Annotated in this window: 21 protein-coding genes; 9 read left to right on the plus strand and 12 right to left on the minus strand. The window is 35.4% G+C overall.

Translation table 11 applies throughout. The features are described 5' to 3' along the window. Positions 1 to 50: 50 nt before the first annotated feature. The 5 genes from ACLBWW_RS01975 to ACLBWW_RS01995 are packed head-to-tail and all read left to right on the plus strand — an operon-like array spanning position 51 to position 4,551. Positions 51 to 470, plus strand: a complete 420-nt coding sequence (locus ACLBWW_RS01975) for a GntR family transcriptional regulator (RefSeq protein WP_000548033.1) — start codon at positions 51 to 53, stop codon at positions 468 to 470. After that, positions 436 to 1,317, plus strand: coding sequence for an ABC transporter ATP-binding protein (locus tag ACLBWW_RS01980; protein ID WP_048546251.1), 882 nt, complete (start codon positions 436 to 438; stop codon positions 1,315 to 1,317). The genes ACLBWW_RS01975 and ACLBWW_RS01980 overlap by 35 nt, the downstream gene beginning before the upstream one ends. Then, entirely contained in the window at positions 1,307 to 2,371 is a 1,065-nt protein-coding gene (locus ACLBWW_RS01985) for an ABC transporter permease (RefSeq protein WP_048546256.1), read from the plus strand. The genes ACLBWW_RS01980 and ACLBWW_RS01985 overlap by 11 nt, the downstream gene beginning before the upstream one ends. A gap of 12 nt (positions 2,372 to 2,383) precedes the next feature. Next, entirely contained in the window at positions 2,384 to 3,448 is a 1,065-nt protein-coding gene (locus ACLBWW_RS01990; RefSeq protein ID WP_048546258.1) for an ABC transporter permease subunit, read from the plus strand. Positions 3,449 to 3,486: 38 nt separating this feature from the next. Beyond that, positions 3,487 to 4,551, plus strand: a complete 1,065-nt coding sequence (locus ACLBWW_RS01995) for an ABC-2 transporter permease (protein ID WP_048546260.1) — start codon at positions 3,487 to 3,489, stop codon at positions 4,549 to 4,551. A 17-nt stretch (positions 4,552 to 4,568) separates the two neighbouring features. Here ACLBWW_RS01995 and ACLBWW_RS02000 read toward each other — a convergent pair whose 3' ends face one another. Next, positions 4,569 to 5,114, minus strand: coding sequence for a hypothetical protein (locus ACLBWW_RS02000; RefSeq protein ID WP_048546262.1), 546 nt, complete (start codon positions 5,112 to 5,114; stop codon positions 4,569 to 4,571). A gap of 102 nt (positions 5,115 to 5,216) precedes the next feature. Continuing rightward, positions 5,217 to 5,636 carry a MarR family winged helix-turn-helix transcriptional regulator gene (locus ACLBWW_RS02005; RefSeq protein ID WP_001003311.1) on the minus strand — a complete coding sequence of 140 codons (420 nt, stop codon included), beginning with the start codon at positions 5,634 to 5,636 and terminating at the stop codon, positions 5,217 to 5,219. Between the two features lie 159 nt (positions 5,637 to 5,795). Between ACLBWW_RS02005 and ACLBWW_RS02010 the strand changes: the two genes are divergently transcribed. Next, on the plus strand, positions 5,796 to 6,467 hold the full coding sequence (locus ACLBWW_RS02010) for an SIMPL domain-containing protein (RefSeq protein WP_048546264.1): 672 nt from the start codon (positions 5,796 to 5,798) through the stop codon (positions 6,465 to 6,467). Positions 6,468 to 6,601: 134 nt separating this feature from the next. Beyond that, complete coding sequence (locus ACLBWW_RS02015; protein WP_000676236.1) at positions 6,602 to 7,891, plus strand: NCS2 family permease; 1,290 nt, start codon at positions 6,602 to 6,604, stop codon at positions 7,889 to 7,891. Positions 7,892 to 7,925: 34 nt separating this feature from the next. On the opposite strand, the gene corA is transcribed toward ACLBWW_RS02015, so the two are convergent. The 9 genes from corA to spoIIM form a co-directional block, all read right to left on the minus strand. Next, a complete protein-coding gene (gene corA / locus ACLBWW_RS02020) occupies positions 7,926 to 8,888 on the minus strand; it encodes a magnesium/cobalt transporter CorA (protein ID WP_002008459.1) in 963 nt (320 codons plus the stop codon). A gap of 62 nt (positions 8,889 to 8,950) precedes the next feature. Further along, complete coding sequence (locus ACLBWW_RS02025; protein WP_001243077.1) at positions 8,951 to 10,255, minus strand: pyrimidine-nucleoside phosphorylase; 1,305 nt, start codon at positions 10,253 to 10,255, stop codon at positions 8,951 to 8,953. Positions 10,256 to 10,262: 7 nt separating this feature from the next. Further along, complete coding sequence (locus tag ACLBWW_RS02030; protein WP_001078444.1) at positions 10,263 to 11,084, minus strand: purine-nucleoside phosphorylase; 822 nt, start codon at positions 11,082 to 11,084, stop codon at positions 10,263 to 10,265. Positions 11,085 to 11,096: 12 nt separating this feature from the next. Beyond that, positions 11,097 to 12,281 (minus strand): phosphopentomutase, encoded by a 1,185-nt coding sequence (gene deoB / locus ACLBWW_RS02035; RefSeq protein ID WP_048546267.1) that lies wholly within the window; start codon positions 12,279 to 12,281, stop codon positions 11,097 to 11,099. Between the two features lie 442 nt (positions 12,282 to 12,723). Beyond that, on the minus strand, positions 12,724 to 13,467 hold the full coding sequence (locus tag ACLBWW_RS02040) for a FixH family protein (RefSeq protein WP_053078532.1): 744 nt from the start codon (positions 13,465 to 13,467) through the stop codon (positions 12,724 to 12,726). A gap of 143 nt (positions 13,468 to 13,610) precedes the next feature. Next, complete coding sequence (xerD, locus tag ACLBWW_RS02045; protein WP_000390083.1) at positions 13,611 to 14,501, minus strand: site-specific tyrosine recombinase XerD; 891 nt, start codon at positions 14,499 to 14,501, stop codon at positions 13,611 to 13,613. 6 nt (positions 14,502 to 14,507) lie between these two features. Continuing rightward, the gene (locus ACLBWW_RS02050; protein WP_001255255.1) at positions 14,508 to 14,738 is read right to left on the minus strand and encodes a YqzK family protein; all 231 of its coding nucleotides are present in this window, start codon (positions 14,736 to 14,738) and stop codon (positions 14,508 to 14,510) included. Positions 14,739 to 14,841: 103 nt separating this feature from the next. Then, the gene (gene fur, locus ACLBWW_RS02055; RefSeq protein WP_000392655.1) at positions 14,842 to 15,297 is read right to left on the minus strand and encodes a ferric iron uptake transcriptional regulator; all 456 of its coding nucleotides are present in this window, start codon (positions 15,295 to 15,297) and stop codon (positions 14,842 to 14,844) included. 106 nt (positions 15,298 to 15,403) lie between these two features. Next, positions 15,404 to 16,021: a stage II sporulation protein M gene (gene spoIIM, locus ACLBWW_RS02060; protein WP_223261357.1), complete on the minus strand. Its 618-nt coding sequence runs from the start codon at positions 16,019 to 16,021 to the stop codon at positions 15,404 to 15,406. 155 nt (positions 16,022 to 16,176) lie between these two features. Between spoIIM and ACLBWW_RS02065 the strand changes: the two genes are divergently transcribed. Continuing rightward, positions 16,177 to 16,728, plus strand: coding sequence for a GNAT family N-acetyltransferase (locus ACLBWW_RS02065; protein WP_048546272.1), 552 nt, complete (start codon positions 16,177 to 16,179; stop codon positions 16,726 to 16,728). A gap of 24 nt (positions 16,729 to 16,752) precedes the next feature. On the opposite strand, the gene ACLBWW_RS02070 is transcribed toward ACLBWW_RS02065, so the two are convergent. Then, positions 16,753 to 17,292 carry an NUDIX domain-containing protein gene (locus ACLBWW_RS02070; protein WP_000067040.1) on the minus strand — a complete coding sequence of 180 codons (540 nt, stop codon included), beginning with the start codon at positions 17,290 to 17,292 and terminating at the stop codon, positions 16,753 to 16,755. A 74-nt stretch (positions 17,293 to 17,366) separates the two neighbouring features. Here ACLBWW_RS02070 and mciZ point away from each other — a divergent pair, with 74 nt between their 5' ends. Then, positions 17,367 to 17,501, plus strand: a complete 135-nt coding sequence (mciZ, locus tag ACLBWW_RS02075; RefSeq protein ID WP_048546274.1) for a Z-ring formation inhibitor MciZ — start codon at positions 17,367 to 17,369, stop codon at positions 17,499 to 17,501. Positions 17,502 to 17,564 lie beyond the last annotated feature (63 nt).

A 17,564-nucleotide genomic window follows, 5' to 3' on the forward strand; every position in this document is an offset into this window, starting at 1 on the left:
TATTACACACAGTAGTACACTTAATACAAGTCAGAAAGGAGACATTGCTCTTGCATATTCAACTTGATCCAAGAAGCAACACTCCGATATGGGAACAAATCGTTCAAAATATAAAAGAACTCGTATTGAAGAACATGTTAGCTCCAAGTGACAAACTACCTTCTGTACGCGAACTCGCTTCTTTACTCGTTATAAATCCAAATACAGTGAGTAAAGCGTACCAAGAGTTAGAACGACAAGGGATTATTGAAACATTACGAGGAAAAGGAACATTTGTATCTCAATCGATTACCCCAACATTAGACGAAAGGAAAATCGCTATGGTTGAAAAGCAATTTCATCAATTACTATTAGAAGCCTCTTATCTTGGTGTTACGAAAGATAAAATTCATGATTGGATAGATTCATACTATAAAGAGATTGGAGGAAATGCGGATGCTGAAAGTGACAAACTTGAAGAAAACAATTGATAATCAAACGATTTTAGATGATGTTTCTTTCACATTACAAAGAGGAAGTATCATCGGATTACTCGGAAGAAACGGTGCGGGGAAAACAACTTTATTACGAACGATGGTCGGCATTTTAGACCCTGATGCAGGGACTGTTACATATGAAGAGACAAACATTCATCAGTGTCCTGAAATAAAGCAAAAAATCGTATATGTTCCGGATTCTACTAACATATTGAACGGATATACGGTAAAAGAAATTGTAAAGTTTTATAAAGAAGTTTATACCGCATTTGATGAAGCATATTTCTATGAACTGTTAGAACGTTTTAACTTACCTAACAAACGAATTCGTAGCTATTCAAAAGGAATGAAAGCACTGCTTGCCATCATTTTAGCCGTTTCTACAAAGGCAGAATATATCATTTTAGATGAACCGACAAACGGACTTGATCCTATCGTGAAAAGGCAAATTTTACAGTTTCTCGTTGGAGAAGTTGCAGAAAAAGAGATTACCATTTTCATCTCAACTCACCATTTAGATGAAGTGGAACAAATTGCAGATACAATCATTATATTAAAAGGCCATACTATCTCGTCTATTACATCACTAGACGATGCCAAATCACGATTTGCAAAAATACAAGTAGCTTACGAACGTTCATTACCTCAAAAACTAGAAAACTTAAGCAATATTAAAATATTAAATCAAACAGGAAAAGTATATACAATCTTAATTGAGGGAAATGTGGCTACAACACTGGAGAAGTTTTATAAAGAACAACCTATACTCATTGAAGAATTAACAATGTCACTTGAAGATGTCTTCGTTACGACACTGGAGGAGGATGGGTATGTTTCATAAGGCGTTGTGGATGTGGAATTGGAAACGCGGGAAATATGCTGTGTTACTATTCTTCTTTAGTTCGCTTTACTTATTATCTTTCAGCTACTATAGAATTGCGCAGAAAGAACTTGATGCGTATTACGAATTACAAGAAAAAGGGAAGCAGTATTATTATTTTTATGCCTTTTCTTCGGGAGAAGGTAATAGTTTTTTGTTAACAGTTCTTATTATTGCTTTAGCCTGTTTATTGATAGGGTGGGAACGTAGCAACCAATCGAATACACTACTTATGACGATGCCGTTTAAAAGAAAAGATGTTTTCTTATCTAAATGGGCTTTTGGTTCATTTTGTATTTTGGGCTCGTTACTTATAAATTGGATCCTTATGTATGTTATTTATAGAACAACCATTCATTTTGATTATCAATCTTTTAGTCCATTTCATCGATACTTTCTTTATGCAATTGTTTCTTATGTTGCAGTATATACAGCTGCACTATGCATCGGTACTTTTACTGGAAGCATTGTTTCCCAGGTTGTTTTTTGTATTCCGTGGCTATTAATGGGACTTACATTTATTCCACTAGTATACACTTTTACGCTAAACCATTTAGAGGCTACCAATACTAAAAATAATAAATTAGATCAACAACTTTATGAAATCAATAAAAAAACAAATATAGTTGCACCAATATATAACTTCACGATTTATTACCATTATAATCCTGAATCACGTAAAAAAGAAAATGACTCAACTACTTTAAGAAATCCAGCATCTTATCACTATTATTCAGCTAAATCGATGTTAGTCCCTATTTTTTATACAATAGTTTACTTACTACTTGGAACATATTTATATAAACGATCGCCAAATGAAAACAGTCAAAAGATATTTATTTTCCAAAAGCATTTACGAATATGTATATGGGGGACAACCATTTACTTTGCATTACTAGGTGGCTATAAACTAAACCAATTTCATTTCTTACTTAACTACTATATCGCTTTGTTTTTCGCTGGAATTATTACTTATGTTGTATTATCACGCTTAACAAATTATAAAGTTTTTTAAAGGAGAGATCCTATGTTTCAAAAAGCACTATGGCTAAGAACGTATCACCAAAGTAAATATGTTGTATGGTTATTTTGGCTTGCCAGTCTCTATACTTTGTCATATTACTACTATATGACTTCTATTCAACAGCAACAATTTCTAAATGACAACAAAAAGTGGAACTCTGTATATCATTACACCTTTAATTTAACACTTCTAGATTCTGTCATGCTGTTAGGTATTGTGCTTATCGTTCTAGCTTGTACGTTAATTGGATGGGAAAGACAAGATAACTCTAGCGACTTGCTATGGTCTATGCCCTTTAAACGTTCACACCTCTATATAACAAAGTGGTTGTTTGGAATCTGCAACATCACCGCTGTTGTCGTTTTAAACTGGGGGCTATTTGCTATTATGAAAAAGTTAACTTTTCATAATAAATATCAAGTATTCTCCCCCTTTCATAGTTATTTTATATACATGTTAATTGTATTAATTGCTATTTATACACTTGCCTTATGTATAGGAACAATCGCAGGGAATGTTATATCGCAAGGAGTTCTCACTGCCGCTCTATTCATGTTCCCATTATTACTTCCAACACTTATTTCAGGCGTCATTGCTGTTCACTCAAACACTGAATTTCATGAGAACAGTGGCCTTATATATAATGTGATGGAAAACATACGTATTTCTAGTGCAGCAGAAGATTTCAATATTCACTTTAATTATGATCCACAAAATGCTTATACCGATCGAAACGGAGTACGTCATAACGAACCAAACTTTACAAAGATTCCACCGGTAAAAACATTGATTGGACCTATCGTACATATCATTGTTTTATTACCACTCGGTATATATTTATATGCTCGTTCAGCCAATGAGCGAAACGGTAACTACTTATTATATCCAAAACTACAAAAAGTAGTATCGGCTTGTGCTATTTTCTTTGGTGGGATCGTTGGAGGCTTAATACTAAGTCGCGCGCAGTCATTGGGCAGCTTTTACATCGGATTTTTAGTTACTAGTTTAATTATGTATTTCTTCCTGCCAAAAATATTAAAATGGAAGTTTACTTGGAATATTAACTAAATTCAACATAATCACATGTTGGGCATTGGAGGAATAACATGTTTTATAAGGCTTTATGGTTACATCATTACAAGCAAAGTAAGTACATTCTTTTACTCTTTGCTTGTAGTAGTTTTTGGTTTTTACCTATTAGCTATTTTAATGATTTACAGATTCAACTAACAAGTCTTTCAGCAAACCAAGATAACTATTTCAGCTATAGTTTAAATGGGGATACTCTTATCATCCCCTTCATTCCAACTTTCATATTACTCGCTTGTTCATTAATAAGTTGGGAAAAACGAAATCAAACAGATCATCTGTTATTCGCAATGCCATTCACGAGAAAAGAACTTTTTCTTTCTAAATGGCTGTTCGGGACAATTGTAATTATATTCATAATGAGCCTTAATATCATCTTAATGTATTTTATCCTAACGGTTAATCTGTTTAACCAATATCAATCCTTCTGGCCAATACTTACATTATTATGTTATGTTACCATTACATGGATTGCGATTTTTACAATAGCAATTTTTATAGGAACAATTGCTGGTAATGTCATTTCACATAGTATATTAAGCTTAGTTTTTATTATATTACCATCTGGACTAAGCATGTTGCTGTTTCATTTCACTTGGATTCACACAAATATATCTACAACTGAATTTTTCCTTAAGAAAGCGAATTACACATCATATGTAGAGAACATTGAAGTTTTTGCACCTACTAATAATACTTATATATCTTATACATTTAATCCAAAAGTAAAAGAAGTAAACATTAATAATCTAAAAGAATCCGTTACGGTGCAACACCAATTCCAGCCCATCTGGAAACTTATCACTCCGATTCTATATATTCTTTTTCTTTTACCATTAGGAGTATTTTTCTATAATCGGACAAAAAATGAAAATAACGGTAAACTATTATTATTCACTAAACTACAACGTCTATTTATACCGTGTGTCACGATATGTTTCGCACTATTAGGAGGCTGGTTAACAGGTGAAAAAAATGATCCAATATTAAGTTATTACGCTGGATTCATAATAATAGGAGTATTTAGCTATGTAGTACTTAACTATTTCATAAATAAAAAATTTTTACTTCGCACGAAATAACCTCCTTCAAAAGGAGGTTATTTCACATTCTCTCTTCTTTTCCCATACTCTTTTTCTTGCTTCATTCCAAACCCGTCACCATTTGCGACGATTTGATCTGTTGGAGCAACTATGCTTTCAGCAATTCTCCATTCTCCTCCTTGTTGAATAAACACTTGCATAAAATAATTCATGCCATTTAACTGATACGGATTTTCTTTTTTCACTTCATAACGCGCTGCAACATAATACACTTGCACATTCTCAGCTTCAAACTTAGAAATATATTGCGATAATCTCGGGATGTACTGTGATGCTTTCTGAAATGGAAGTTGTTTTACTTTTATAAGAGAAGACTTTGTTACATTACTTATTGTATCTTCATGCCGAATGTTATCACTATGATGAAATAAAATAGCATTCTGCATAGAGCGAATCCATAGTTTTGAATATAAAACAGGTTGCTTATTTGAAATATGTTGTAATTCTTTCTGAACGACTTGAAGAGGCGTTGCAGCGTCCACGAATTGATGAAAGCAGAAAAAACTTCCAATCATAATGAAAAGCGTACAAATACGTTTCATAATTTTTCACTCCGATTCTTTTTAATTAAAGTATTGGAGTTTCAAAATGTTTTTATTCAAAAGAAAAAGGATAGGAAAGCTTTCGCTTCCTATCCTCATTTATTATAATACGCGGCCAAATAGCTCTAAAACCATTTCGATTTCTTGGTCGCTCCAACCTTTAAATTTCTCTTTATAATATTCTTTACGCACAGCTTCAAGTTTTTCAGTTACTTCTCTTCCGTGTTCTGTAATTTCTAGGTACACGATACGACGGTCTGAATTTGAACGCTTTCTTTCTACAAACCCTTTTCGTACGAGACGATCAGTAACAGCTGTAATATGACTAGAGGTTACGTTTACTTCACTCGCAATTTGCGAAGCCATCTGTGGACTGTTTAAAAATAACGCGCGTAATACAGAAAATTCATTGTATGGCATATGTTCTGCAAAACGTGTATTAATATCATTTTGTAATAAACGTATCATCTTTCGAAATGATCCGGATAACTCTAAAATCAGTGTTTCTCTTTTTTCGTTCACTAGCCTCGTCCCTTTTTTATCATATTTACACATATTATAATCTATAAATACCCTCGTTGTATATGCTTTCTTCCTTTAACATTCTCATTTATGTAACTTTTTCATACAAATTTCTTTTTTGTTCACACATATACATATAAATAAGGATGGTGATGGAAGATGCAAGGTGGAATGAATCCTTATTTACACAACGTACGTACAGCTAATACTGGTAAAGAAGCTACCATTACGGTGCAAGGTGAAGGCGTTGTAAAAGCAAAACCAAATGTTGTTATATTAACACTTGGCATTCGAACTGATAGTAAAAATGTGAAACAAGCGCAAGAAGAAAATGCAGTGCAATCAAAACAATTGCTGGATGCACTTAAACAGCTTGGTATTTCTGATAAAAACATAGAAACGATTTCTTATACAATCACTCCCCAATACGAATATATAAATGATAAAGCATTACTACAAGGATATCGTGTGGAACATTTGTATGAAATTACCGTTTTAAATGTACAAAAAGCAGGGGAAGTATATGATATAGCCGTTTCAAATGGAGCAAACGTAGCAAAAGGATTACGTTTTCGAATATCTCACCCAAATAAATATTATGAGCAAGCTCTCATTCAAGCTCTGCAACAAGCGGTAGAAAAAGCTCGTGCTATTGCGAGTACATACAATTTAAACATTAATCCTGTTCCACTCTCATTCGTTGAAGAATCTGCTCAATTACCACGGGAAGTTGCGTCCTATGCTACTTTACATGCACAAGCAGCTCCTCCCATTCAATCGGGAGAATTAGAAATCATTTCTACAATAAGGGCGATTTTTACGTATTTATAAATAATTTCATTTATAAGTAAACGTTATCATTTTCCTTGTTGTAAAAACATGATGTTCTGATATAATAAAGGACGGTGAGCTCTTACAAAAGAGATATCACGGGTGGGAGAGGGATATGAAAAAGAAGGTTTAACATGAAAGGAATACTTGAAAGAACATTTAAATTAGGTTTACACGAAACATCACCAAAACAAGAGGTTTTAGCTGGGGTTACGTCATTTTTCACAATCGTATATATTATGATTGTAAATGCATCCATTTTATCCGATGCTGGCATTCCTCTTGAAGCTGGAATTTTAGCAACTGTTTTCAGTTCATTTGTCGGATGTCTGCTCATGGCATTTTGGGCAAATGCACCTGCTATTCTTGTCCCTGGTATGGGCGTAAATGCATTCTTCACGTACACTGCTGTGCATACGCTCGGATTAGCTTGGCAGGAAGCATTAGCAGCTGTCTTCATCTCTGGTATTATTTTTGCAATTGCTGCGTTTACACCAATCGCTCGCGTGCTTTCAGTATCGATTCCAAAGTCATTAAAGGAAGCTATTACTGTCGGCATCGGATTATTTTTAGCATTTATCGGATTGCAAAAAGGTGGTTTAGTCGTTTCGAATCCAAATACTGCTGTTGCAATGGGTAAATTAAGTAACCCTGTCGTTCTTGCGACACTACTTACTCTTATCGTTGCACTTGTACTATTTATTCGTAACGTACGTGGAAGCTTTTTATGGACGATTGCAATAGGAACTGGTATTGCATGGCTATTTGGTCTTGTTGATACAAGTCAAATCGGGAATAGTTCATTCTCATTCGCTAATTACGGCGATGTGTTTGGAGCTATGTCATTTGGCAAACTTTCTTCCTTACCGTTTTGGATTGCAACATTCTCCTTAAGCATGGTGCTTATTTTTGAGAACATGGGACTTCTGCACGGTTTATTAGAAGATGACCGTAAATTCCCACGTGCTTACCAAGCCAATGCAATTTCAGCAATGACATGTGGTCTATTTGGCACAAGCCCTACCGTATCAACAGTAGAGAGTGCTGCAGGTATTACTGCAGGCGGAAAGACAGGTCTGACGTCTATCGTTACAGGGTTGCTATTCTTCGCATCACTGTTTGCACTTCCGTTTGTGAAACTAATTCCTGATAGTGCCATTGCACCAATCTTAATTATTATTGGCGGCCTGATGATTACAAGCATTCAACAAATTCCTCTGAACGATTTTTCAGAAGGATTTCCAGCGTTCTTAATTATCGTCATGATCCCGCTCACATATAGTATCGCTGATGGCATTGCGTTCGGATTTATTGCTTATCCTATCTTAAAAATTGCTCTTGGAAAGCGTAAAGAAGTCGCACCGTCTATGTATATCGTTACATGCTTATTCTTAGCCATGTTTGTATTACATGCTATTGGTTAAGTAAAAACACCGAGGAATTTTCCTCGGTGTTTTTTTACTTAAACCACCCTTTTTTATAAAACCAAGCCATCATCCCACCGCCAATTAGCGCCATTAGAAGTAGACAAATAAAATAACTATATTGCCCACCAAGCTCTGGCATATGCGTAAAGTTCATTCCGTATACTCCCGCAATAAATGTTAATGGCATGAAAATAGTCGAGAATACAGTTAATGTTTTCATAATGTTATTCATATGATGTGAGTTTAATGAAAAATAGCTATCCCGAATATCTGCCGTTAACTCGCGGCTTGCCTCAATCATTTCTGTTAGTTTAAGCAAATGGTCATGTATATCTTTAAAGTAAATCTCATGATCACTTATACCGTAAAAACGAGTCGAATTTAAAATACGATACAATAAATCACGCATCGGAATGATTGTGCGCCTTAGCTTCGATAAATCTGCACGTATATCAAATACTTCTTCTAATACACTTCCTGCTGTCTCACCCGTTAAATTATCATCAATTGCATTTAAATGATCCTCAATGTAATATACAGGCGCAAAATAGTCATCTACAATTTGGTCGATAATTGTATGCGCTACGTGTAAAGGACTATTTTTAATACGCTTCTTTTCTCCAAGTGTTTTCCATACTCTTTCGATTGCATTGTTATGAGAAAAGTGGAAAGAAACAATAAAACGATCACTAATAAATAAATCGATCTCGTGCGGTTCTAATCCATCCTCACCAAATGCATGAAGAACTAAAAAGTTATATCCATCATAAAAATCAACTTTTGGCCTCTGTACATATTCTATACAGTCTTCAATTGCAAGGGGATGGAACTTAAAATGATCTTGCAAAATGTATGTATACTCTTCTTTCGTTGGCTTATATAAATCTAGCCAATACCATACAATATGGTCTTTCGTTGTTTCTTCTAGCGAAACATCATATAATACTTCATCTGTTTTTGTTATTGCACAAATTCTAATCATAATTTCACCCATTATTATTATAAACAAAAAATAGCAAAAAAAGCCAAGGAGAAATACTCCTTGGCCCTTTTTTATTATTCAGTAACGATGCCGTGCACTAACGTTGGTGCATCTACATGTTCGTTAGCAATCTTCATGTTCTCATAAATTTTTGCTTTTACATCTTCCACATTTTCACGGTTTGCGTAAATTGTAACAAGGGATTCACCTTTTTTCACGCTGTCCCCTACTTTTTTGCGAAGCATTAAGCCAACTGCTAAATCAATTTCAGATTCCTTCGTCGCACGTCCTGCTCCTAAAAGCATTGCTGCTGTTCCGATTTCATCTGCAACGATTTCTGATACATAACCATCTTCCTTCGCTTCTACTTCAATTTTAAACTGTGCTTGTGGTAATTTAGAAGGATCATCAACAACAGAAGCATCGCCGCCTTGCGCTGATAAGAACGTTTTAAATGATTCTAGCGCTTTACCGTTGTTCATTACTTCAATTAATTTCTCACGTGCATCTTCTAAAGATGAAGCTTGTCCAGCAAGGTATACCATTTGACTTCCAAGTGTTAAACATAACTCTTCTAAATCTTTCGGCCCCTTACCTTGTAATGTATCAATTGCTTCTTGTACTTCAAGTGCGTTACCAATCGCCTCACCAAGTGGTTGACTCATATCAGAAATAACAGCCATCGTATTACGACCAACGTTATTACCAATGCGCACCATTGCTTCTGCTAAACGTTTTGCATCTTCATCTGTTTTCATAAATGCACCTGCTCCAGTTTTTACATCAAGAACAATTGCATCTGCACCAGCAGCAATTTTTTTACTCATAATCGAACTTGCAATAAGCGGAATTGAGTTTACAGTTGCCGTTACATCACGAAGTGCATATAACTTTTTATCCGCAGGTGTTAAGTTTCCACTTTGACCAATAACTGCGATTTTGTTTTCATTTACAAGTCGCATGAATTCATCATTTTCGATTTCAACATGGAATCCTGGAACTGCTTCTAATTTATCAATTGTACCACCAGTATGTCCTAACCCACGTCCAGACATTTTTGCAACCGGTACACCTAAAGCGGCTACTAATGGACCTAACACAAGTGTTGTTGTATCACCAACACCACCTGTTGAGTGCTTATCTACTTTTACCCCTTCAATAGCTGATAAGTCGATTGTATCACCGCTATTTACCATTGCCATAGTTAAATCAGCACGTTCTTGATCGTTCATATCTTGGAAGAAAATTGCCATTGCAAGTGAACTTACTTGGTAATCAGGAATATCACCATTCGTATATCCTTCAACAATAAAGTTAATTTCTTCTGTCGTTAATGCATGTCCGTCACGTTTTTTTGCAATTAGGTCCACCATTCTCATTGTGAGGTCACCCCTTCATTTGTTTTACGATTGCTTTTACTAATGCTAAGAAGTTAGCTTTAACACGTTCTGTCGTTTCGATTACTTCATCGTGATGAAGTGGCTGATCTAAAATACCAGCTGCCATATTTGAAATACAAGAAATACCAAGTACTTTCATACCAGCATGACGCGCTACAATTACTTCAGGTACTGTTGACATACCAACTGCATCTCCGCCAAGTGTACGAAGCATACGAATTTCAGCAGGTGTTTCATATACAGGACCTGTCATTCCAACGTATACACCTTCTTGTACTTTAATATTTAAGTCCGCTGCAACTTGTTTCGCCATTTCACGAAGTTCTGTCGTATATGATGTAGACATATCAGGGAAACGTACGCCCATTTCAGAATCATTCGGTCCGATTAATGGATTTGTACCCATGAAGTTAATGTGATCTGAAATTAACATAAGATCGCCTGGCTCAAATGATGTATTTACACCACCAGCTGCATTTGTTACAACAACTGTTTCTACACCTAGTTCTTTCATAACACGAACTGGGAATGTTACTTTTTGCATGTCGTATCCTTCATAGAAGTGGAAACGTCCTTGCATTGCTACTACTGTTACACCTTGAAGTGTACCGAATACGAGTTGACCTGCATGACCTTCTACAGTTGATACTGGGAATTCAGGGATTTCACTGTAAGGTACTGTTACTGCGTTCTCGATTTCATCTGCTAATACACCTAGTCCAGATCCAAGGATTAGTCCTACTTGTGGCGTTTCTTGAAATTTCTCTTTTAAGTATGAAGCTGATTTTGTAATAAGTTCACGATTCATTTGTTTATCCCCCTATTTCTTTAGCTCGTTTAAGAAGCTTGTTCCGTGTTCTGGCATTTTCACGCCGAAGTTTTCTGCTACCGTTGCACCAATATCAGCAAATGTTTGGCGAATTGATAATTCTTGTCCGCCATCTTTCATGCTTGGGCTATATGCTAATAACGGTACATATTCACGTGTATGATCAGTACCGTGGTGAACTGGATCATTACCGTGGTCTGCTGTAATTAATAATAAATCATCTTCTTTTAGTTTTTCGAATACTTCTGGAAGACGAGCATCATACTCTTGCAGAGCTTCTCCGTACCCTTGTGGATCACGGCGGTGTCCAAATAATGCATCAAAGTCAACTAAGTTCAAGAAGCTAAGACCTGTAAAGTCCATATTTAATGTATCTACAAGCTTATCCATTCCATCCATATTAGACTTCGTACGAAGTGACTCAGTTACACCTTCACCATCATATATGTCAGAGATTTTACCGATAGCAATAACATCGTAGTCACTATCTTTTAATTCATTCATTACCGTACGGCCGAATGGTTTTAATGCATAATCATGACGGTTTGGTGTACGTGTAAAGTTTCCAGGCTCACCAACGAATGGACGAGCGATAACGCGACCTACCATGTATTTCTCATCTAATGTTAATTCACGTGCAATTTTACAAATTTTATATAACTCATCAAGCGGCACTACTTCTTCGTGTGCTGCGATTTGTAATACGCTATCAGCAGAAGTGTAAACGATTAAAGATCCTGTTTCCATTTGCTCTTGACCAAGCTCATCAAGAATCTCAGTTCCAGAAGCTGGTTTATTACCGATGATTTTACGACCTGTTTTTTCTTCTAATTCATCAAGTAATTCTTTCGGGAAGCCTTCAGGGAAAACTTGGAATGGTGTATCAATGTAAAGACCCATAATTTCCCAGTGACCTGTCATTGTATCTTTACCAGTAGATTTCTCTTCCATTTTTGTATAATATCCAAGTGGTTTTTCTACTTTAGAGATACCTTTCATTTCACGAATGTTACCAAGACCTAATTTCACCATGTTAGGCATTTGTAACCCATTCATATGTTCAGCAATGTGACCAATTGTGTCAGATCCTAAATCACCAAATTGCTCAGCATCTGGTGCTTCACCGATTCCAACAGAATCCATTACGACTAGGAATATACGTTTATATTTATTCATAACTGCGACCTCCTATAAGTTCAGTTCTACTTCTTGTAGTATGTTCAAAACGCTATAAAGTGAAACTGTTCTCCATAAGAATTCTCTTTCGTTCTCATTGTCAAACAGTACTTCTTTAATTGATTCTCTAACCTATTTCGTTTACTTCGAAACGACTCAAAAACATTTCTAGTTTTTTCTAAGTCAGATGTCAGACATCTGATACAGATATCATAACATGTTTACGCTTTCTTTTTAATACATTTTCGTAGAATTTCTCATTTTCTTCACACTTCTATTGTAATCCATTATGCAAATAAGTGCTAATTATTTTATGATTTATTTCTTCATATAAAGTGAAACTTTGATTAGTAGGAGTTTAGTTCTTCTCCACTGATTATAAGCCCTCATCAATTGGACGTTTACGGAATAAAAATAAAAAGCAGCTCTAAAGAGCTACTTTTTATTTTACTTCTACTGTTTCTTCTTTATGTTCATGTAGTTCGCCTTTTTTAACATGAACTTTCACTTTGTAAGAACCGTTTTCTTTGAAAGTATGTTTCGTTTCATACTCTCCTTTATTTCCTTCTTTCGCTGGAATAAATTCGTGTTTTTCAACACCATCTTTCCAAATCTCAAGTTGTACTTCAGCACCAGTTAACGCTTCTTCTTTTTGTTTTAAATGAACTTTCATAGTCGATTCAGCATTTGCTTTTATATCACCAGCCATAAGATGGATCATTGTATCGCTTTTATGATCGCCATGCCCTGCACCGTGATCACTATTTTCTTTTTTCGCATCTTCTACTTTCGCATTTCCTACAGCCACTTTTACTTCTGGCATAACATGCATTTCACGTGCATTTGTGTGAGCGATAATATGGTATACTCCATCCGTCTCGAACGTTTTCTCTACTGCATAAACACCTTTTCCTTTATGCTTACCATCTAACATCTCGTGCTTTTCGTCGCCAGCTTTCCAAATTTCAAACTTTACATCTTCAGCATCTGTTACTTTTTCTTTTCCTTGTGTAACAAGTGCTTGTACTTCTGTTTTTTCACCAGGTTTAATTTCTTTCGGATTTGTTTGAACTGCTACTTTTACAGCTTCTAGTTTCTGTTCTTTTTTCGGTTCTTCTTTGTTTGTATTACAGCCAACCAATGCTAGCATCGCGATAAATAAAGTCATAATAAGTTTTTTCATCATCATTTCCTCCTTCATACCTTATTTAGTATAGAGGAAATACATTGTAATATTCTAGTCTTCTGCTGAAAACAATGTACGAAATATTTGTGAAGTTTTTGTGAAGTACTGTAGCCTTTTGAATCTATGAAAAAAGAGCATAGTAACTATGCTCTCGGATGAAACTGTTTATATACATCTTTTAATCTAGCTTTTGAAACATGCGTATAAATTTGCGTCGTTGAAATATCTGCATGTCCAAGCATTTCTTGCACAGCACGCAAGTCTGCTCCATTTTCTAATAAATGCGTAGCAAAAGAATGGCGCAACGTATGCGGTGTAAGCTCTTTTTCAATATTTGCTTCTTTCGCCAATCGTTTTAAAATTTTCCAAAATCCTTGTCTTGATAATCGATTCCCATGATGGTTTAAAAAGAGTGCATCTACTACTTTTTTACCCATCAATTCTCTTCTTCCCTTTTCAATATACTTTTGAATCGCTTCCGTCGCTAAACTTCCTAGTGGAATAATTCTTTCTTTATTCCCTTTCCCTATGCAACGAACAAATCCCATCGTTAAATGTACATCTTCTAAATTTAAGGCAATTAATTCCGAAACACGAAGTCCTGTTGCATACAATAACTCTAGCATCGCTTTGTCACGAACCCCAAAAGCACTCGTCATTTTTGGTGTCTGAAGTAACGCCTCTACTTCATCGATTGATAGTACTTTCGGTAATTTCCGTTCTCCTTGCGGCGTTTCAATATGTACGGATGGGTCGTGCTCTACCGCCCGTTCACGAAGTAAAAATTGGTGAAACGAACGAATCGATGCAATATGACGTGCTAATGTTTTCGAAGATTTTCCGTTTTCTTTTAAGTGCTGCAGAAAATTAACAATGTGCAAGCGTGTTACTTCATGAAAGCTTTTCGCCTGTTCTACATTTTGCAAATACTTTACATAACTTTTTAAATCACGTTCATAAGATACTACTGTATTTTTCGCTAGCCCTTTTTCGACAACCATATAATGAATAAAATCTTTTAATTGATCTTCCAATCTACACTACTCCCCATTTTCATAGAAAAACATCATTCTATTTACGAAAGCATCCTTTGCCGGCTCTTCATTCCCTGATACTTTTTCTACAGTCTCTTCTTTTGGCTTTTCATAACGATGATAGCTTTCATATTCTTCATTTATCCATAGTATAGCGAAATAAAACAAAATCGTACAACTTGTAAATAATAAAAATACTTTTATCCCATCAAAAGTTAATTTTAAAACTCGGCGCATTGTAAATTCCTCCAAAATATAAGTTATTACAACATATGCCAAGCTTTCACCAATTTATACCTTATTCAAATAAAAAACCTCTTCCTAGTTAAATAGGAAAAGGTTATTTTTCATCCGTTTCATTTTCTTGACAATTTTTACAAATCCCATGGAATGTTAAACGATGATCCTTCACCTTAAAGCTCCAGTCATGTTCTACTTTCCTTTCCACTTCACCAAGTAAATCTTCTTGTATTTCTTGTACAGCACCACATTGTGTACAAATCAAATGATGGTGGAAACGCTGCGCACCTTCTTGGCGTAAGTCATAGCGTGAAACACCGTCTCCGAAGTTAATCTTATCGACAACTTTTAACTCAGATAATAGTTCTAAAGTTCGATAGACGGTTGCTAATCCGATCTCTGGCGACTTTTCTTTTACAAGGAGGTAAACATCTTCTGCGCTTAAATGATCTTCTTCATTTTCTAGCAGCACACGAACTGTTGCTTCACGTTGCGGTGTTAATTTGTAGCTCGCTGCATGTAATTGCTTCTTAATTCGTTCAATTCTTTCTTCCATTCGGTACTACTCCCTCCTCGCCACTCTTACACCATTATATCAGAAGAAGGGCTTCTGTCAAAAGAAAAACAATAAAAACAAATTGATAATTATTCTCAAAAAGTATTTATTGTTTATTAATAGCCTCAACGACTTCTTTCATTAAAACTGGTGATGCGTAAGCTTCTACACTAGAAGCAAGAGCTAACACTACTCCGATTACAAGAAAGAAGCATGTATAACGAATTAATAATGGTAATAGCGGTTCGGTTATTTTCCGAATAAATTGATGTCTAATCATGCGTAAGGAAAAGCTTGCGGCAATTGTTGTCATAACGAGAAATACTGGAATAATAATGAGATTTTGTGGCAATACAGAAACGAATGCTAATAATAATCCATTCCATCCATGCTGACTTACTAAAAAACCTACTGTAAATCCGACAACTACTCCTTTTACAAATAATAAAATAAAAATAAGTGGCAATCCAATAATTGAAATCCCCAAAATCCAAATAAATCCAATGTATTTTAATTGCGAAAAGTAACTTTCTCGAAACATTTCGCTCGCAACAGCAAATTCTCCTTTAGAAACTTGTCCAAAAAAACGTTGTAAGTAAAATGATAAATCTTGTTTTTGATTCAATTGTAAACTATTTACAAGAATGGCCCCAAATATTACTCCCATCAATAATAAAACAGCGTTAAATATATATAATGAAGAGTTTTCCTGTATGTGAGACATTACACGGTCTTGCCAAGTTTTTCTCCACATTTTTCTTCCCTCCGTTCACACTCTTATTAAAAATGTATGAAAGAAAGAAAAAAGTATGACGAATTAACATTGAAATTCCGCTCTACTTTGCTAAACTAAAAAGTAGAGAATAGGAGGGATTTCTCTTGAAACCATTATTATTAGATTTTCCAACATTATTTCAAACTGAACGCTTACAAGTTCGTAAGCCATTTCCAGGTGATGGTGCAGAAGTGTATGAAGCAATCCAAGCTTCTCTAGAAGACTTAGTACCGTGGATGCCAATTAACGCTGAAACAGAAGAAAGTGCTGAAGAAATCGTTCGTAACGCTCACGGGCAGTTTTTACTTCGTGAAACACTTGATTTTCACTTATACGATAAAGTATCTGGTACATTCATCGGAGCTATAACGCTCAAGCCTGAAAACTGGGATATTCCAAAGTTTTCACTTCACTTCTGGCTGCATAGTGCTTATACAAAACAAGGCTATATGACTGAAGCCATTAAAGGTGCCATTCAATTTGCCTTTGATAAGCTAAGTGCTAGAAGAATTGAAATTCGTACTGATGCAACAAATGCAAATGCATGTCACCTAGCAGAACGTTTAGAATTTATTCTAGAAGGTACAATGGAAAATGATTTCATAGCACCAGATGGTAGCTTACGTGATGCACGCGTATACGCAAAAATCAATTAAAAAACACTCGCCTTTGGCGAGTGTTTATTTTTGTAGTTGTAAATATTGTACTGCAAACATCGTCTTCGCATCATGAATACGAAGATCTTTCATAAGAATAATCGCTTCTTCTAACGATACTTCCATCAATTCCACGAATTCATCTTCATCTAACTCGGCTTTATTTTCTTTTTTCGTCAAACCTGTCGCTTTATATACATATAAAATTTCATCTGCAAATCCTGGAGATGTATAGAAAGAAGTAATAAGCTCCATATTTTCACATACATATCCTGTTTCCTCTTCTAATTCACGAACTGCTGTCACCTCAGGTTTTTCACCAGGTTCTAACTTGCCGGCCGGAATTTCTATAATCGCCTTTTCAAGCGCTTTACGATACTGCTCGACAAGCACAATTTTCCCCTCATCAGTAATAGCAATAATAGCAACTGCACCAGGGTGATTTACAATTTCACGTTTACTCATTGCTCCATTTGGTAATACTACATCATCAACACGAACTTTTATAACTCTACCATCAAAAATCGGTTCAGTTTTTACTGTTCTCTCTGCAAGATTACTCATACTACTTCATCTCCCTGTTCTATTTCCTATTCTTTCCTCATACATTTTACCACATTGAAAGGAGCGTGATAGAAATGAAAGTTTATATTTTACCAAATCGCGTCACTTTAGTCGGAAAAGCATGGCAAATTCGCCATAAGCTAAAACAATATGGAAAAGAGTATACAACTGTACAAGAGTGGATTGCAGCAAATAAAGTGAAACTTTAATCAGAGGGGGTTTTGTTCATCCCCTCTGATTATTAGTTGAACGAATCGGGCTTTTACGGGCAG

The organism is Bacillus sp. M5A3_1b (genome assembly GCF_053345335.1).

Excerpts from the sequence above, each read along its gene's own strand:
- ACLBWW_RS01980 (WP_048546251.1), top strand. The coding sequence starts at position 436 with ATGCTGAAAGTGACAAACTTGAAGAAAACAATTGATAATCAAACGATT.
- ACLBWW_RS01985 (WP_048546256.1), top strand. The coding sequence starts at position 1,307 with ATGTTTCATAAGGCGTTGTGGATGTGGAATTGGAAACGCGGGAAATAT.
- ACLBWW_RS01990 (WP_048546258.1), top strand. The coding sequence starts at position 2,384 with ATGTTTCAAAAAGCACTATGGCTAAGAACGTATCACCAAAGTAAATAT.
- ACLBWW_RS01995 (WP_048546260.1), top strand. The coding sequence starts at position 3,487 with ATGTTTTATAAGGCTTTATGGTTACATCATTACAAGCAAAGTAAGTAC.
- ACLBWW_RS02000 (WP_048546262.1), bottom strand. The coding sequence starts at position 5,114 with ATGAAACGTATTTGTACGCTTTTCATTATGATTGGAAGTTTTTTCTGC.
- ACLBWW_RS02010 (WP_048546264.1), top strand. The coding sequence starts at position 5,796 with ATGCAAGGTGGAATGAATCCTTATTTACACAACGTACGTACAGCTAAT.
- ACLBWW_RS02015 (WP_000676236.1), top strand. The coding sequence starts at position 6,602 with ATGAAAGGAATACTTGAAAGAACATTTAAATTAGGTTTACACGAAACA.
- corA (WP_002008459.1), bottom strand. The coding sequence starts at position 8,888 with ATGGGTGAAATTATGATTAGAATTTGTGCAATAACAAAAACAGATGAA.
- ACLBWW_RS02025 (WP_001243077.1), bottom strand. The coding sequence starts at position 10,255 with ATGAGAATGGTGGACCTAATTGCAAAAAAACGTGACGGACATGCATTA.
- ACLBWW_RS02030 (WP_001078444.1), bottom strand. The coding sequence starts at position 11,084 with ATGAATCGTGAACTTATTACAAAATCAGCTTCATACTTAAAAGAGAAA.
- deoB (WP_048546267.1), bottom strand. The coding sequence starts at position 12,281 with ATGAATAAATATAAACGTATATTCCTAGTCGTAATGGATTCTGTTGGA.
- ACLBWW_RS02040 (WP_053078532.1), bottom strand. The coding sequence starts at position 13,467 with ATGATGAAAAAACTTATTATGACTTTATTTATCGCGATGCTAGCATTG.
- ACLBWW_RS02050 (WP_001255255.1), bottom strand. The coding sequence starts at position 14,738 with ATGCGCCGAGTTTTAAAATTAACTTTTGATGGGATAAAAGTATTTTTA.
- fur (WP_000392655.1), bottom strand. The coding sequence starts at position 15,297 with ATGGAAGAAAGAATTGAACGAATTAAGAAGCAATTACATGCAGCGAGC.
- spoIIM (WP_223261357.1), bottom strand. The coding sequence starts at position 16,021 with ATGTCTCACATACAGGAAAACTCTTCATTATATATATTTAACGCTGTT.
- ACLBWW_RS02070 (WP_000067040.1), bottom strand. The coding sequence starts at position 17,292 with ATGAGTAATCTTGCAGAGAGAACAGTAAAAACTGAACCGATTTTTGAT.
- mciZ (WP_048546274.1), top strand. The coding sequence starts at position 17,367 with ATGAAAGTTTATATTTTACCAAATCGCGTCACTTTAGTCGGAAAAGCA.